The sequence below is a fragment of the Streptomyces sp. NBC_00690 genome, assembly GCF_036226685.1.
GTDB lineage: Bacteria > Actinomycetota > Actinomycetes > Streptomycetales > Streptomycetaceae > Streptomyces.
This window is the reverse complement of record NZ_CP109009.1, coordinates 8,494,722-8,511,122: the sequence shown is the minus strand read 5'-3', so window position 1 is coordinate 8,511,122 and position 16,401 is coordinate 8,494,722. Positions and strand designations below refer to the sequence as shown.

The window sequence follows — 16,401 nt, the reverse complement described above, 5'->3', positions numbered from 1 at the left end:
GTCAGTTCAGGACGGGCAGACCCAGGTCCCGAGCGACACCGATGCGCAGCAGGTCGTTGGGGCCGGCGTAGGTGGCGCTCGCCATCGGACCGAAGAGATCGGCGGTCAGACCGGTTTCCTCGACGAAGGACCGGACACCGCCCAACGCGGTGGCGTGCCGGGTGAATTCGGCGTAGTCCTGGGAGATGGAGATCTTGGTGAGTGCGGCATCGGTGGCCAGCCGTCGGGGCCTTTCGCCGGCGTCGAGCCGTCGAGCCATGCCGTAGAGGAGTTGACGGGACCGGAACAGGGCCAGGGCCATGTCCGAGATCCGTGCGGCGACCAGATGGCTGGCGCCCATCGGCCGGCCGAAGTGCACCCGTCCACGGGCCCAGTCGATCGTGCGGTCGAGGACGCGCTGCATGGGACCGAGCGCGTACGCGAGGAGAAGGGCCCGCTCCCATGCCGTGGTGGTGGCGAGCAGCGCAAGGCCTGAGCCCTCTTCGCCGACCCGCTGGTCACCGGGTACCAGGACGTCGTCGAAGTCGATCGCGCCCATGGGCACGTCGGGAAGGGGCAGCTTGGCGAACGGGGCGCTGCGTGTGACTCCCTCGGCGTGGAGGTCCACCAGGAAGGGGGTGAGCGCGAAGGGGTGTCGGCCCTCGTCGGTGCGCGCGAAGATCAGGGCCCGATCGGCGACGGGTGCGGCGGTGATGAACGCCTTGCGGCCGGTGATGCGGTAGTCGCCGCCGGCTTCGCGCACGGCGCGTGTGGTCATCGACAGCGGGTCGCTGCCGCCGCCGTCCTCGGTCAGCGCATGGCACAGCACCACATCGCCGGTGAGTGCGCCGCCGAGCCGCTTCCAGGCCGCTTCGTCGAGTACGGCGCGCAGGGGGAGTTGGATGCCGAAGATCTGTGAGGTGACCGCGTAGCAGATGCCCGGGGCGACCCCTGCCCGGCCGAGCCCTTCGATGTCGGCCACGGTGGCGGCCATGGGGTCGCTGGCGGCCGTGTCCATGGGGGTGGCGAGGAGCCCGAGGTCGGCCAGGGTCTTCCACTGGGTGCGGAAGTCGGCGCCCTGGAGGGCGTCCGTGACCCCTTCGACCCGTCGTTGTGTCGCCTGCACCCGCTCGGCCCAGTCTCCGTCGAGTCCCAGGGCGCTCATCCGCGTACTCCGATGGAACCGTCCTGGGTGTGCGCTTCGGCCTGGATCGCTCGCCACAGTGTCTGGGGGGTGCGGAAGTTGGCCGCGACGATCGCCCGTTCAGCGAGGGCTATGCCGTAGGCGCTCTCGACCACGGTGACGATCTTCATGATGGTGAGTGAGTCGAGCAGGCCGGACAGGAGGAGTTCCGTTTCGGGGGTGGTGTCGGGCGGTGCTTCGCCGGTCGCCTCCCGCAGGACGTGGTCGACCAGGGCGCATACGCCTTCGACGCTGTCGGCGTACGCCTCTTCGGCAGTGGCGTCGTTCATGGGTTTCTCCTCGCTCGTTCGTTCAGGGCCGGGCGGCGAGTGCCGTCCGGTCCACTTTTCCGCGGTTGTTGAGCGGTAGTTCGGCGACGACGCGCACCTCGTGCGGCATCATGCGGCGCGGCAGTGCCAACGTCAGCGCGGCCCTGAGGCGTTGGTCGTCGAGGTCGTCGGTGACGGCGTACAGCAGAAGACGCGCTCCGTCCACGTCCTCGGGGCCGAGGACGGCGGCGCAGGCCCGTACGGCGGGTACGGCCGCCGCCGCGCTCTCCACGTCGCCCAGGTCGATGCGATTGCCCCGCACCTTGACCTGGTGGTCGCGTCGGCCGTGCAGCCAGAGCCGGCCCTGTTCGTCGCGGTGGGCGAGGTCGCCCGTGCGGTAGGCGCGTCGGGTCACGCCGTCGGCGAAGGCGAACGGCTCGGTGGGATCGTGCAGTTCGCCGTCGATGAGGTATCCGCGGAACACGGTGGGGCCGGCCACCACGATCTCGCCCTCCTCGCCGGGCGTACCGGCGTCGGTGGCGAGGTCCACGTGGACGTCGTCGATGGCCCGGCCGATGGAGGTGCCGTCGGCCACGCTCCAGTCCACCTCGATGGAGGTGTAGGTGCAGACGTTGGTCTCGGTGGGCCCGTAGAGGTTCCACCATGTGGAGTGCGCGAACTCGGTGGTGTATTCGCTCAGTGTCTTGGGCGGGAAGGGTTCGCCGGCGAAGGCGAGCACCCGGAGCCCGGGGACGGCGGCAGCGCTGATGCCGCCCCGCTCCCACAGGGCGCGGTAGAGCGTGGGGACGGCGTAGAGCACCGTGATGCGCTCGTCGACCAACCAGCGCATCACGTCCCGGGGGAACGCCTTGTGCTCTTCGGGGAGGATTACCGCGCACGCTCCGACCAGTGCGGCTCCGAAGAGGTCGAAGGTGGAGAGGTCGAAGGTGAGCGATGCCTGTGAGCCGATGCGGTCCCGCGGTTCGATCTGAAGGGTGCGGGTGGCCCAGCGGACGAAGTGCAGCACGTTGTCGTGGGTCAGCAGGACGCCTTTGGGCCAACCGGTGCTGCCGGAGGTGAACAGGATGTAGGCGTCGTCGGTCGCTTCGCGGTCCTGTGGGGCGAGGGGGTGGAGGGTGAGCCCTCCGGGCAGTTCGAGGTGGAGGGTTCCGGGTCTGCCGATGAGGTGTTCGGCGGCCCGTGCGCCCGGTCCTGGCACGGTGATCAGGAAGTCGAGCCCGGCGTTGTGGGCCGCTCGGGTGATGCGTTCCGCAGGGTCGGAGCAGTCCAGCGGTGCGGCCACCGCCTGGGCGCGCAGCACTGCGTAGAGGGCGGTGACGGCGCTGTTCGATTTGGGTACGAGGACGCCCACTCGGTGTCCCGGGCGTACCCCCAGCTCGTGTAATCGGGCGGCCAGGGCGTTGACCTCGGCGTTGAGCTCTGCGTAGCTCGCGGTTGTGTCGATGTCGCCGATGGCCTGTGCGTCGGGGGTGCGGCGGGCGCTCTCGGCGAGCAGTCCGTCGATGCGGGTCAGCGCGGTAGACACAGACGGCGCAATCGGCTCAGCGTGCGCAGTGGATCGTTCCTGGGCGTCGTCGTGCGGTTGGTTGCGGTTCACCGGGTTCCCACCCGTCCTCCTTCGGTGGCTTCCGGGGCCGGTGTCTTCTGGTGTTCTGCGAGGAACCGCAGGATGCTCGCGTTGACCGCGTCGGGGCGCTCCAGATATCCGAAGTGCCCGCAGTCGGCGATCTCGGCGTACTGCGCACCGGGTACGGCGTCGGCGACTTCCCGGCTCAGCCAGGGGGAAATCATCAGGTCGTCCGCGAATCCGATCACCAGAGTGGGTACGGTGATCCGTTCGTAGGCGGCGCGCCGGTCCTGGGAGTCGGCGAGTTGGACGGCGTACTGGGCTCGCACGCCGTCGGTGATCGGGGAGCCTGACGCTTCGAACACATCGAGCCAGTCCCGTACGGCGACGGCGTCGCGCAGTGTCTTGGGCGACAGGTTCTGGAGTGCGGTGATCGCCGCGTGGAAGGCGGGTGGCAGTACCGTCTTCTGGTCGTGGAGGGCGCACTGGCCCGCCGTCAGTAGGTCCTGGACGGGCTCGGGCCTGGCGTAGGCACCCATGGCGACGAGCTGCGTGACCAGATCAGGTCGGGCGAGGGCGACTTCCTGGGCGATCCGGGCTCCCAGGGAGGTGCCGATCACCACGGCGGGGCCGTCGTGGACGTGGGCGATGAGCCCGGCGACGTCCTGGACCATGTCGGTGAGGGTGAAGCGGTGCGATGCGGCGGTGGGTGGCGGTCCATCGTCGGGGTCGATCCCGCGGTTGTCGAAGGTGATCACTCGGTAGCCGGCCGCGACGAGTGCCGGGACCTGGTGCAGTTGCCAGACCCGTCCGGGGCTCCCGGTGCCCATGACCAGCACGGCGGGGCGGCCCGAGCCGTGTTCGGTGTACGTCAGTCGCCGCCCGTTGATGATTGCAGTGGTCACGCGAGCCGTCCTTCGCCGCCGTCACCCGTGGCGCCTTCAGGCTGGGCTGTATCGGTCCCGGGCGGTGGGGGGAAGAAGCCGGCCGCCATGAAGTGCCGCACATAGCGCGTGAGCACCTCGGGGGTCACGGGCGGGCAGCTGAATCCCGAGGGTGCGAGGTGGGCCAGGGCCCGGTCCTGACCGACGCGTGATTCGGTGTGGTCGCCGTCGTACTTGGCGTGGTGTTCGGCCAGCAGCACGGCCTGGGCGAGCGAGTCATCTCCCCGCTCGGCCCCTTCGATGGCCTCGCGGTCGAGCCTGTCCCGCCATTGGGGGAAGGGTACGACGGGCAGTTCGTACCCCTCCGTGCGCAGGGCGTCGAGGATGTCGACTATGGCGATCGACTGGTCGTTGACCAGGTGGTAGGTGCTGCCGGGTGCGTCCTCGACGGTGGCCAGTCGGACGATCGCGCCGGCCACGTAGTCCACGGGCGCCATGGTGATGCGGTCGCGTTCCAACTGGGGCGCCTGGCGGAGCAGCACCATGGCGCGGATGAAGTACCAGAAACCGTTGCCGGTGCTGCACATTCCGGTGGCGCTGTGACCGCTGATCCGTCCCGGGCGGTGGATGGTCGTCGGGATGGATCGCTCCGCTGCGGCCCGCATGAACTCCTCGGCCACCCACTTGCTGCTCACATAGCCGTTGGTCAGCACCTCGTCGGCGCGCAGCCTGGTGTCTTCGGCGATGACGGGCGGATTGGCGCCGGCACGGACCGCGACGGAGACGGTGGAGACGAAGTGGACGTGTTTGACCGTGCCGGTTGTGGCGATCCGGAGTATCTCCCGGGCGCCGTGCACATTGGTCTGCTTGACCATGTCGTACGGTTCGACGTCGTTGACCGCCGCGCCGTTGTGCAGGATCGTCCGGGTCTCGGCGCAGATGCGTTCGTACCACTGGGGGGTGACGCCCAGTCGGGGCTTGGCTATGTCGCCGGGTATCGCAACGATCCGTTCGGCGAAGTGATCCTCCCAGATGTGGTAGCTCTCCATCGCGCTGCGGATGCGTCGGGCTGCTGCCGCCTCGTTCTCGGCCCGCACCAGGCACAGGACCCGGGCCGAGGTCTCCTTCAGGAGTTCGGCGATGAGGAAGGAGCCGAGGAATCCGGATGCGCCGGTCAGCAGTACGGTGCCCCAGCCCTTGGCCGCGGCGGGGAGGCCGACCCCGGTGATCGATTCGTCCAGCACGGCATCGGCGACCAGCACGGAGGCCGTGTGCTCGACCCGGGGTGCTCGATCGTCGGTGGCCTCGGTGTCTTCGCCGCCGATGAGTGCCGCGAGGAGCGCGGGAGTCGGCCCGTCGTAGACCTGGCGCACCGACATCGGCGTGCCCAGGGCCTCGCGCAGCCGGCCCACCAGGCGGACCACCAGGAGGGAGTGTCCGCCGAGTGCGAAGAAGTCATCGTCGCGGCCGACGGTGCCGATGGCCAGCAGGTCGGCGAAGACCTCGGCCACGGCCGTTTCGGTGGGCGTCCTCGGGAGGTTGCGTTCGACGGGGGCGGCGGCGGCCGGTTCGGGCAGCGCGGCCACATCCAGCTTGCCGTTGGTCGTCAGTGGCAGCCGCTCCACCGGTGTGAGGGTCGCGGGCACCATGTACGGGGGCAGTAGGTCCGCGAGGTGCTCCCGCAGTTCGGCGACGTCGATCACCTCCGGCGCCCCGGTGACCGTCGGGACGACGTATCCGGCGAGCCGTTCCGTCGTTCGGCCGTCGGGCCCCCGGGTCGGGACGACGGCGGCCTGGGCGACGGTGGGATGGGCGACCAGGGCGTTCTCGATCTCCGAGAGTTCCACCCGGTAGCCGCGGATCTTCAACTGGTTGTCCGAACGGCCGAGGAAGTCGATGCCTCCGTCGGGTCGCCAGCGCGCCAGGTCCCCGGTGCGGTACATCCGTTCTCCGGGGCCGCCGAAGGGGTCGGCAACGAACCGTTCGGCGGTGAGCGCGGTCCGGCCCACATAGCCGCGGGCCAGGCCCACTCCGGCGAGGTAGAGCTCGCCGACCACCCCGACGGGAGCGGGCAGCAGGCCGTCGCCCAGGATGTACGCCCGAGTGTTGGAGATGGGACGTCCGACGCTCGGGGTGGTGCTGTCGGTGACGTCCGCGCCGAGGGCGTTGATGGTGTACTCGGTGGGTCCGTACAGGTTGTAGCCACCGACCCCGGGGGCTTCCCGCAGGCTGGTCCACAGCGCGTCGCCGACCGCTTCCCCGCCGAGCGAGACGAACACCACCCCGGCGCCGTCGCCCTGTCCGCGCGGCCGTGGGCGTTCCAGCAGACCGTGGTCCACGAGGTACTGACCGTAGGTGGGGGTGACGTCGAACGCATCGATGAGATGGCGGTCGAAGTAGTCGATGAGGCCGTCGGGATCGCGCCGGAGATCGTCGTCGAGCACGTGCACCTCATGGCCGGCCAGCAGCCACAGGAGCTGTTCCCACGAGGCGTCGAAGGAGAAGGACGTCGTGTGGGCGATGCGCAGTCGGCGTCCGCCCTGCGTCTCAAGGACCGGGCGGAAGATCTTGTCCTGATGGTTGTGGAACATGTTGGTCAGACCCCGGTAGGGCACCGCGACACCCTTGGGCGCACCGGTCGAGCCCGAGGTGAAGATGATGTACGCGAGGTGGTCGAGGCCGTAGGGCCTGGCGGGCAGGGGTGGGGTCGCCGGGTGTGCGGCCAGTTCGGCGCGGACGTCGGGGTCGTCGACGGCGATGACCTGGAAGTCGACCGCGCACTCCTTGGGCAGCGACTCGGCCAGGGCGCGGGTGGTGAGGACGGCTGAGGGCCGGGCCTGTTCCAACATGGAGCGCATCCGCCCGGTCGGGGTCTCCCCGTCGATCGGAACATAGGCGGCATGGGCCGCGAAGACGCCGAAGAGGGCTTCGACCATCGATTCGGCGCGCGGCAGCAGCAGGGCCACCTGGTGTTCGGGGCCGACCCCGCGGGAGAGGAGGAGATGACCGATGCGGTGTGCCGCCGCGGCGAGTTCCGCGAAGGACAGGGTGGTCTCGCCCGCGACGAGGGCACGGGCCTGCGGTGTGCGTTCGGCCTGTCGGGTCAGCAGATCGCTCACCGAGAGGTCGGAGATGTCGGCCCGGGTGGCGTTGTTGGCTTCGAGCAACTGCTGGCGATCGGCGTGCGAGAGCAGATCGAGCCGGTGGAGCGGCAGGTCCGGTGCCGTGGTGAGCAGTTCCAGACAACGGACGTACCGGTCGAAGAGCGTGCTGGCGGCGGTGTCGTCGTACGCATCGGTCCGGTACATCAGCCGCAGGGCGATCGAGTCGGACTCGGGTGTGACGGCCATGCTCAGCGGGTAGTGCGTGGCGTCCCGTACCGAGGCGCCGGTGCGCCGCAGGTCGCCGTCCGGGCCGAAGCGCTCGCCGGGTGACTGCCTCGGCAGGTTCTGCACCACGAAGAGGGTGTCGAACAGTGGGTTGTGCCCTGCGAGTTGTTGCAGTCGCGACAGGCTGGTGTGCGAGTGGCGCAGTTGGAGGGACTTTTGGCGGTGGAGCCCGGCCAGTGCGTCGCGCACGGATGTGCCGGGCCTGGCGGCGACCCGGGTCGGTACGGTGTTGAACAGGAGGCCGACCATGGTTTCGATGCCGTCGAGCTCGGGCGGGCGGCCCGAGACGACACTGCCGAACACCACGTCGGACGAGCCACTCATCCGCATCAGCAAGCCGCCCCAGGCCAGCTCCAGGACCGTGCTGACGGTGGTTCCGGTGGCCCGGGCGAGTGCGGCGACCTGTTCGATGAGGTGTGCGGGGAGCTGGCGGCTCTGCTCGCCCGTGTGGTCGGCGGTGGCGTCGACTCCTGGTGCGTCCCTGGCCAACAAGGTCGGCTGGGCGTGTTCCAGCAGTTCGCGCCAGGCGTTCTCGGCGGCATCGGAATCCTGCTCGCCGAGCCAGGCGAGGAAGTCGCGGAACGGCCGCGGGCGGGCGACGTCGGCGGGGTTGGTGTAGAGCCTGAGCACCAGATTGAGCAGCAGACGGATGGACCAGCCGTCGACGAGGACGTGGTGTGCGGTGAACAGCAGTCGGTGTTGATCGGGTGTGAACGACAGCAGGGCGAACCGGGCCATGGGTGGGCGGGCCGGGTCGAAGTCTGCGTGGTACTCCTCGTCGGCGAAGCGCTGTGCCGCCTCTTCGGTGGTGGAGCGGGCCGCGTGGGAGAGGTCGAGGTGGCGCCAGGGGATGTCGATCCGTTCCGGGATGACTTGGACCAGCCGCCCGCCTAGGTCGGCATAGCCCGCGCCGATGGTGGGGCAGAGTTCGAGGGCCGCGGCGACGGCCTGGTGCAGCCGTTCGACGTCGAGCGGACCGGTGAGCTCCAGGGACGTCTGGGAGGTGTAGACGTCATCGGCCTTGTCCTGTGCGCTCAGCAGGTGGAAGAGCAGACCCTCCTGGAGCGGGGACAGGGGGAGAACGTCGCGGAGCGGGCCGAACGTGCCCTCCAGGGTGTGGCGTTCGGCCGTCGTGAGGGGCACCAGCCGGGAGAGTTGGTCGGGCGTGGACGGGGTGGGGGTGGCGAGGACGCAGGCGTGCAGTGCGCCGGCCCAGCGGTCGAGGAACTCGGTGCCGGACTCTTCGCTCTCGGCAGCGACGGTGAGCACCGCGCGGCGCACTCCCCCGCCGAACTCCCATCGGACCGCCAGATCGGGTCCGTCGGATGGGAGCGCGACGGGCGTGGGAGTGCCTGCCTCGTCGCCCGGATCGGTGACGGTGATGGTGAGGCGCAGCTCTGGTTCCGGTGCTTCGTCCAGTGCGCCTGCGGTGTGCGGGCTCACCTCGCGGATCAACTGGTAGCTGGTGGCGTGGACGGGGTCGATGGGCGTGAGTGCCGCGAGGAGTCGTTCTCCGTCCGGTGTCGCTTCGCCCTCGTCGTACTCCGGCAGGAGTACGGGGAAGGCCCGTCGGCACCGTCCGGCGCCGACGGCGGGGTGACCGTCCCGGTCCGGCTCGTCGACCTCGACGAGGACGGTGGCTTCCGGGCGCAGGGCGGGTCGGAGGGCGGCGAGGGCTGCGTCGCGGAGCGCACCGGCACCCAGCTGGCCGGCCGAGGGCGGTAGTTCCAGGGTGCGCGCCATGGGTGTTCGCCCGGGCGGAGCGGGTGGCCGGGGGTTGGCGGCGGCTTCTTCGAGCAGGTCGAGCCAGGCTTCGGCCCGGTCGGCGAGTTCGATGTCCTCGGCGAGTGCTGCGGTGCGCTCCAGGTAGTCGAGATAGCTGGCCGCGGGTTGCTCGACGTTCCACCGGCTGGCCGGTGCGGAATCGGTGCCAGAGTCGGAGCCGGTCTCGTTGTCTTCCGCGCCTGGGGCGGCCAGTGGTCCACGGATCGCGTCGAAGGCCGCCAGGAGCGCTCGCCACGACTCCTCGTCCATCCAGGTGGTGGGTGCGGTGAGGGTGAGAGTGGGGGCGGGGCCCCCCGCTCCCTGGAGTTGGGCGCTGAACCGCTGGTCGTCGGGGGTTTCGGTGAGGACGCGGCGCTCCAGGGCTTCTGCCGCATCACGGATGCGCCACTGCCCGGCCTCGCCGGTGAGCCGTAGGGCGTCATGTCCGGCCAGCAGGGCGTATACGGCTGCGGCCACCGGTTCGGCCGGTGTGCCGGGCAGGAGCCGTACGGTGCGTGATGTGGTGGCCGTGGACGAACGGGTCGGTCCGTCGACGGACTGGGACACCAGCGCGGCGATCTCGGACCCGCGGGGGGTGAGCTCGCAGGGGGTGAAGTGCGCCAGTTGGGAGAGGCGGAGCCTGGGGTGGAAGGCGACCTGCCCCAGTACGCCGATGACCGCTTCCAACAGTCCGCGTGCCGTGTCGCTCTCGAAGAGATCGAGGGAGTACAGGACGGAAACACCCAGCGGGCCGCCCTCGGGGCGCTCGTGGATGGCGAAGGTCAGATCGAGCTTGGCCTGGGTGTGCGTGGGTTCGACCACGTCGACGCCGACATCGCCCAGTTGGAGGCGGGGCCAGGGGCGCGTTGCGGCGATCATCACCTGGAACAGCGGGTTGCGCGCGGGCGAACGCGGCGGGTTGAGCCGCTCGACCACCCGCTCGAAGGGGATGTCGCGGTGTTCCAGTGCGCCGACCATGGTGCGTTGGGAGCGCTGGAGGAGTTCATTGAAGTCGGGGTCATCGCCGAGGTCGGTCCGCAGGACGACGGTGTTGCTGAAGAATCCGACGACGTCGGAGAGTGCGGAGTCCGCCCGTAGGTCCACCGGTGTGCCCAGAGGGACGTCGGAACCGCAGCCGCTCTGGCTGAGGGCCACCGAGACTGCGGCTTGGAGCAGGATCAGGGGGCTGATCTGATGGCGGCGGGCCAACCCCACCAGGGCATCGGAGAGTTCAGGGGCCAGCCACCTTCGGTGTTGTGATCCCGCGAAGGTGGCCTTCCTGCCCCGCGGACGGTCCAGCGGAAGGGGCAGTTCGGCTTCGAGTCCGGATAATTCCCGTTCCCAGTAGTTGAGTTGTGCGCTGTACAGGCTCCCGGGGTCGTCCGGCTCGCCCAGGTGTCCGGTCTGCCACCGCACATAGTCGATGTACCGGATGGCCGGTGCCGTTCCGGGCGGTGCGGTGTCGCCCCGGAAGCTGTGTTCGATTTCGGTGAGGACGGTGGGCAGGGAGCCGCCGTCGCCCGCGATGTGCGGCAGGGTCAGGACCACGGCCACCAGTTCCCCGGCCTGCTGCACCAGGAGCACCCGCAAGGGGCTGTCGACCGCCAGGTCGAAGGGCTGGGCCTGGACCCGGCGGGCCAGTACGTCGATCTCGGCCGCGCGGTCCTCCACCGAAGCGTCGAGTTCGGTCGAGATGATCTGCGCGGGGTGCTCGTCGTGGATCACCTGGTAGGGCTCGCCGTCTGCACCCATGTGGTACGTGGTGCGGAGGATCGCGTGCCGGTCCACCGCATGGGCGAGCGCCTTGGTGAGCTCTCCCACCGAGAGGGTCCCCTCGGGGTGGAGTTTCAGACAGATGTTGTACGCCGTGCTGTTCTCGTCGAGTTGCTGGTGGTACCACATGCGCGCTTGCGAGGGCGACAGGGGAGCTGGGCCGTTGTCCGTGCCCGCCCGGACCCGCCCGAGGGCGAGTGATTCGGGCGAGTCGAGCAAGCCGGCCTGGGAAAGCATCTGCTGCAAACGTCGCTGCTGTTCACGAGCGGTCACGAAATCTCCTGCTCCTGCGCCATCGGGGTGATCTCCTCGTCCCGGTGATACGGGGCGAAGGGCTTCGCCCCTGCGTTCGGGGACTCTCCTGCGTCGGCGGAGCGCCGTTGCCCCTGGGTGAGTGGCCGGGCGTTGCGCGGCAGCGGCGCACACACGGGTCGGTGCGTCGCCGTGGGGTGGGCCGCCGTGGGGTGGGCCGCGCCCGACGGCCCGGGCCGGGCGACGACCTCGGGGGGAGCGCCACGAGGTTGCTCCCGGGCCGGCTTCCACGGACCGTGGACAGCTCCAGTTCGCATGTTCGTCTTCCTCCTGTTCGCGAGCGGTGTGCCGTGGCCCGGGGCTAGCTCCGGGTGCCGCTCGCGCGGCGCAGTGCGCTGTCGAGGTCGTCCAAGAGCGTGCGTACCGTCTCCCGGTCGAACATGTCCGTGCTGTAGGTGAACTGGACGTCGATGCCGGCTTCGCGGACGAAGACCTCAAGACCCAGCGGGACGAGCGGGAACTGTGCGGCACCGTTGTCGGCGCGTTCCCACGTCGTCCTCACGCCGGGCAGGTCCGGGCCCTCGATGTCCTGGGCGACGAAGACGACCAGGGAGTCGAAGAACGGCACCCGGCCGGTGCCGTCGTGCCCGGCGAGTTCGTTCGCGAGGGGCAGGAACGGATAGCCGCGGTGGACGAAGCCCGGCTCGTAGCCGTCCTGGACGCGGCGCACCAGATCCGCGAAGTCCGTCGCCCCGGCGAGGTCGAACCGGAGGACCACCGGGTTGCTGAAGTTCCCGACGAGCCGATCGGTGCCCGGGTGGTCCCGGTCCACCGCGAGGGTGCCCAAGGAGATGTCGGTGGCCTGCGCTCGGTCGCGGAGCACCTCGGCGTAGCAGGCGAGGAAGACGACGAAGGGGGTCGTCGCCCAGGTACGGGCCAGTTCGCGCAACTGGGCGGGGGTGGTCCCGGTGAGTCTGCGGTCCTCGCGGGCGCCCTTGTCGCTCGGGACGGCCGGCGCCCCTTCGCGGTACGGCAGTGCCAGTGGCGCGGCGGGCGGTGTCAGCCGTTGCCGCCAGTAGGCGTGGTCCTCGGCGGTCGACGGTCGCTCGCGCCAGATGCGTTGCTCCCATTCCGCGTAGTCGGCGTACTGGGGGTGCACGACGGCGGTGTCGGGCGTCTTGCCGAGCAGCACGAGTTCGTAGGCGTTCCGCAGGTCCTTGGAGATGGCGGCCAGTGTCATGCCGTCCCACACGATGTGCTGGATGAGCAGCACGATCGTGTGGGAGTCCCGGGAGTGCCGGAGGAATCGCAGCCGCAGCGGGCCTTCCTTGGCCAGGTCGAACGGCTCCGTCACGGCTTCCTCGACGAGGGCGTCGACCTGCTGTTGCCTGGCCGGTGCCGAGAGTGCGCCGAGGTCGACCCGGATGATCGGCGGCGGCATCGTCGGGTGGACGTACTGGTACGGCTCGCCGTCGGGGTCGGCGTGGTAGGTGGTGCGCAACACCTCGTGGCGGTCCACCACGGCCGCGAACGCGGTTCCGAGGGCGTCGAGGTCCAGGGTTCCGGTGGCGGTCAGGACGAGGCAGAGGTTGTTGGCGACGCTGTCGGGGTGGGCCTGCTGGTAGGACCAGGCGTGTTGTTGGGCGAAGGACAGCGGTGCCCTCCGGGGGTCGCTACGGCGTGGAATCGCGGTGTCCGGCTTGGTCCGGGCATCGCTGATCCCGGCCGCTCGCAGTCTGCGGGCGACCAGTTCCTTGCGTCGCTGCGCGCTCGATTCGTGTGGTGCGGGGGAGGTCATCCGTGGTCCCGTCCGGCACTGGTGCCGTCGTCGGCCAGCAGGTCCAGATAGAGCGTGGCCACCTTCTCCAGGCGGCCCGGTGTGCGCTGCCGGTCAGCGAGCCGAACGGCGAGTCCGCGCACATTGCGGCCGGCGTAGAGGTCGGCGACGGACACATCGGAGGTGTCGAGCCACTCCCTGATCCGAGCGACAGCAACCGTGGCGAGGACCGAGTCGCCGCCGAGGGTGAAGAAGTCGGATTCGACACCGATCCGCTCGGTGGACAGGACGTCGGCGATGATGCGTGCGAGTGCGTCTTCGAGGTCGTCCCCCGGTGGGGTGTACTGCCGTTCTTCGCCGCCCGCGGCGAGACGGGCGCGCAGGGCCCGGCGGTCGATCTTCCCGCTGCCGGTCAGCGGCAGCACGTCGAACAACTCGATCCGCTCGGGCACCATGTAGGGCGCGAGCAGGGTGCCGACCTCCGTACGCAGTTGATCGGGGTCGAGGGCGGGATCGCCGACCACGGCCGCGGCCAGTGCCCGGGTGTGGGTACCGACCGCTTCGACCACGGCGCGTTGGACACCGGGCAGGGACCGCAGTGCGGCTTCGACCTCTCCCAGCTCGATCCGATACCCGCGGATCTTCACCTGGAGGTCGCGGCGGCCGAGGAACTCGATGGTGCCGTCGGGCCGGTAGCGGGCCGAGTCGCCCGTGCGGTACCAGCGTTTGCCGGCGTGGTCGACGAACCGTTCGGCCGTGCGGTCCGGGTCGCCGCGATAGCCGCGGGCCAGTCCGCTGCCGCCGATCCAGAGCTCTCCGGCCACCCAGTCCGGACAGTCCAGACCGCGTTCGTTGACCACGCGGCAGCGGACGTTGTCCAGGGGGACCCCGAACGGGACCGCGGTGCAGTCTTCGGGCAGCGGGCCGGTGACCTCGCACACCGTGTGGTGGATGGCTGTCTCGGTCGCACCGCCAAGCCCTGCGAAGCGGCAGCCGGGGACCAGTTCACGGAGCCGGCGCGGCAGGTCGACCCCGACCCAGTCGCCGCCGACGAGCACCGTACGCAGTTGGTCGCCCAGTCCATCGGCGGCAGCGGCGCTGAGGATCATGTCCAGCAGTGCGGGCACGCAGTAGAGCTGGGTGACGCGATGGCGCCGGACGAGTTCGGCTGCCCGGTGTCCGTCGCGGCGGGTCGCCTCGTCGGCCACCACCACACTGCCCCCCACGGAGAGCAGTCCGAAGACGTCCTGGACCGAGAGGTCGAACTCCAGGGGCGACAGGGCGAGGCTGCGGTCGTCACGGGTGACGTCGAACATTTCGATGCAGCGCTCGATGGTGTTCACCGCGGCGGAGTGCGGCACCTCCACACCCTTGGGCTCGCCGGTGGAACCCGAGGTGAAGAGCACGTACGCAATGGTGTCGTCGTCCACGGGTACGGGAGCGGACAGCGGCTCGGGGAACGCGGCTGCGGTGTCCAGGCTGAGTACGGGCACGGAGGGTGCGGATCGGTTGTCGGCAGAGGCGGACGGCACGATCCCGAGGACGACTTCACCGATCTGCTGGATGCGGTCGCGCCGCGCCGGGGGCTGGTCGTACCCGATGGGGACGTAGGTGGCGCCGGCGGCCAACACACCGATCGCCGCGATGACCTGGTCCACGCCCTTGGGCAGTTGGATCGAGACGGCCTGCCCCGGACCGATGCCGCGGTCCCGTAGCGCTGCGGCGACGCGCAGTGTCCTGTCGCGCAGGGCGGCGTAGTCGAGCGACTGTCCTTCTCCCCACAGCAGTGCGGTCCGCTCGGGGGTGTCGAGCGCCGCGGTGAAGAACTCGTCGTGGAGGCACCGGCCGGACCGCGGTGCGGTGGCGCCGTTCAATCGGCGCCGCACCTCCTGTTGTGCAGGTGGCAGTTGGGAGCCGAGCGGGCGGCTCCAGTCTGCGTCGTCGGCGAGGAGCTCTTCGATGATCTCGCGGTGGCGCCCGAACATCTCGGCCATCAGCCCGGCCGGGAAGGCGTGTTCGCGCACGTCCCAGTTGAGCAGGAGTCCGCCGCGCAACTCGACGACCTGTGCGTCGAGTACGACCTGCGGTCCTTGGGAGACGATCCACACGGGCTCACCGAAGGTGTCTCGCACCTCGTCGCGGAAGAGTTCGCCCAGATTCAGCCCGCTGGTGTAGACGACGGGTGCGAGCAGTGGTTCCCCTCGGTGGCGTCCGAGGTCGCGCAGTACGTCGAGGCCGGGGTACGCGGCGTGGGAGACCCCGTCGTGAAGTCGTCCTTGCAGGTCACGGGTACGGTCCAGAATGCTGGCGTCGTTCGAGCACTCCATGGCGAGCATCACGGAGTTGCTGAAGTCGCCGACGACCCGTTCGACGTCCGGATGGGTGGGTTCCCGGTTGAACAGGGGGAGGTTGAGGAGGAAGCGCTGCTCGCTCGACCAGCGCCCCACGACTTCGGCGAAGACCGCGGCCAGTACGGTCGCGGGTGTGATGCCGGCCCGGCGCGAGCGGTCGATCAGCCGTTCTTTGCTCGCCGCGTCGATCCAGTGGTCGTAGCGCACGGTCAGGTGTGGATCGGGGCGGTCGGCTTCGGGGACCAGGGGCAGCCGCGGTGGATCGGGCAACTCGGGGAGCTTCGTGTGCCACCAGGCCCGTTCACGCTCGGCCGGCCGGGTCCGGGATGGTTCGGCGAGGTACTCGCGGTAGGTGTAGTCGAGGGCGTCGATCGATCCGTCGCCGTCGGTGTAGAACTCGGCCAGGTCCGCCATCAGCAGTCGATAGCTGAGCGCGTCGGCGGCGAGCATGTCGACGTCGACGTGGAGACGGGTACGCCCGCCGGGGAGTTCGGTGAGGACGACGTCGAAGACCTTGCCGTCCGCTGCGGGCATCCGCTGGTGGGTCATGGTGTGGCGCATCTCGGCGAGCCGGTCCGCCACTTCGGTGTCGGACAGCGACTTCAGGTCGACGTGCCGGAAGACGGGTAACTTGGCCCGGTCGAGGACCTGTTGCCGACCGTGGTCCAGGAACTGGCAGCGCAGCATGGGATGCCGGCGCACCAGGGCGTCCACGGCGCGCGCGAGCCGTTCCGGTTCTACGCCTTGCCCGTCGAACTCGGCGTAGAGGTGGGCGGCGACACCGCCGAGCGCCTGTTCGTCCGACCGGCCGACCCAGTAGGCGTGTTGCATGGTGGCCAGGCCGAAGGTGTCATCGGCCGAGAGGATCTGCGAGGGTGCCGGGCGGGCGGTGTGACGCGCCTCCGGTTCCGCGGGGGGTGGTGTTGCGGTGGATCGTTCGGCGAGGAGCTCTCCCCAACGCCTGACGGTCGGATCCAGCGCCAGATCGCCGAAGTTGACGTCATGCCCGGCGCGCCGCCAGGCAGCCGCCAGCTTGATCATGCCCAGCGAATGCATGCCCAGTTCAACCAGGTTGTCGTCGATGTCCACTTCAGCGCTGGACAAGCCCAGTTGCTCGGCGACCATCGCGTGGATCTCCGACTGGCGCAGAAGACGCTCGTTCCCCACAGCCACAGCTCCCTAAAAAAAGTTA

Annotated in this window: 8 protein-coding genes; all 8 read right to left on the bottom strand. The window is 69.8% G+C overall.

Going from position 1 to position 16,401, the window contains the following annotated elements; genetic code table 11:
• Window position 1 precedes the first annotated feature (1 nt).
• The 8 genes from OID54_RS36145 to OID54_RS36110 all read right to left on the bottom strand — a co-directional run bounded on the left by OID54_RS36145 (window position 2) and on the right by OID54_RS36110 (window position 16,376).
• Entirely contained in the window at window positions 2–1,144 is a 1,143-nt protein-coding gene (locus OID54_RS36145) for an acyl-CoA dehydrogenase family protein (RefSeq protein ID WP_329026694.1), read from the bottom strand.
• The gene (locus OID54_RS36140; RefSeq protein WP_329026692.1) at window positions 1,141–1,452 is read right to left on the bottom strand and encodes a phosphopantetheine-binding protein; all 312 of its coding nucleotides are present in this window, start codon (window positions 1,450–1,452) and stop codon (window positions 1,141–1,143) included. Before OID54_RS36140 ends, OID54_RS36145 begins: the two co-directional genes overlap by 4 nt.
• A gap of 22 nt (window positions 1,453–1,474) precedes the next feature.
• Complete coding sequence (locus tag OID54_RS36135) at window positions 1,475–2,977, bottom strand: amino acid adenylation domain-containing protein (protein WP_329026691.1); 1,503 nt, start codon at window positions 2,975–2,977, stop codon at window positions 1,475–1,477.
• A gap of 68 nt (window positions 2,978–3,045) precedes the next feature.
• Window positions 3,046–3,924: an alpha/beta fold hydrolase gene (locus OID54_RS36130; protein WP_329026689.1), complete on the bottom strand. Its 879-nt coding sequence runs from the start codon at window positions 3,922–3,924 to the stop codon at window positions 3,046–3,048.
• The gene (locus OID54_RS36125; protein ID WP_329026687.1) at window positions 3,921–11,102 is read right to left on the bottom strand and encodes a non-ribosomal peptide synthetase; all 7,182 of its coding nucleotides are present in this window, start codon (window positions 11,100–11,102) and stop codon (window positions 3,921–3,923) included. Before OID54_RS36125 ends, OID54_RS36130 begins: the two co-directional genes overlap by 4 nt.
• Entirely contained in the window at window positions 11,099–11,398 is a 300-nt protein-coding gene (locus OID54_RS36120; protein ID WP_329026685.1) for a hypothetical protein, read from the bottom strand. The genes OID54_RS36125 and OID54_RS36120 overlap by 4 nt, the downstream gene beginning before the upstream one ends.
• Before the next feature lie 44 nt (window positions 11,399–11,442).
• Complete coding sequence (locus tag OID54_RS36115) at window positions 11,443–12,879, bottom strand: condensation domain-containing protein (protein ID WP_329026683.1); 1,437 nt, start codon at window positions 12,877–12,879, stop codon at window positions 11,443–11,445.
• Window positions 12,876–16,376 (bottom strand): non-ribosomal peptide synthetase, encoded by a 3,501-nt coding sequence (locus OID54_RS36110; RefSeq protein ID WP_329026682.1) that lies wholly within the window; start codon window positions 16,374–16,376, stop codon window positions 12,876–12,878. Before OID54_RS36110 ends, OID54_RS36115 begins: the two co-directional genes overlap by 4 nt.
• Window positions 16,377–16,401: the final 25 nt, after the last annotated feature.

Bases quoted from the DNA above. Each gene is read 5' to 3' on its own strand.
- OID54_RS36115 (WP_329026683.1), bottom strand. From the start codon at position 12,879: ATGACCTCCCCCGCACCACACGAATCGAGCGCGCAGCGACGCAAGGAA.
- OID54_RS36145 (WP_329026694.1), bottom strand. From the start codon at position 1,144: ATGAGCGCCCTGGGACTCGACGGAGACTGGGCCGAGCGGGTGCAGGCG.
- OID54_RS36140 (WP_329026692.1), bottom strand. From the start codon at position 1,452: ATGAACGACGCCACTGCCGAAGAGGCGTACGCCGACAGCGTCGAAGGC.
- OID54_RS36120 (WP_329026685.1), bottom strand. From the start codon at position 11,398: ATGCGAACTGGAGCTGTCCACGGTCCGTGGAAGCCGGCCCGGGAGCAA.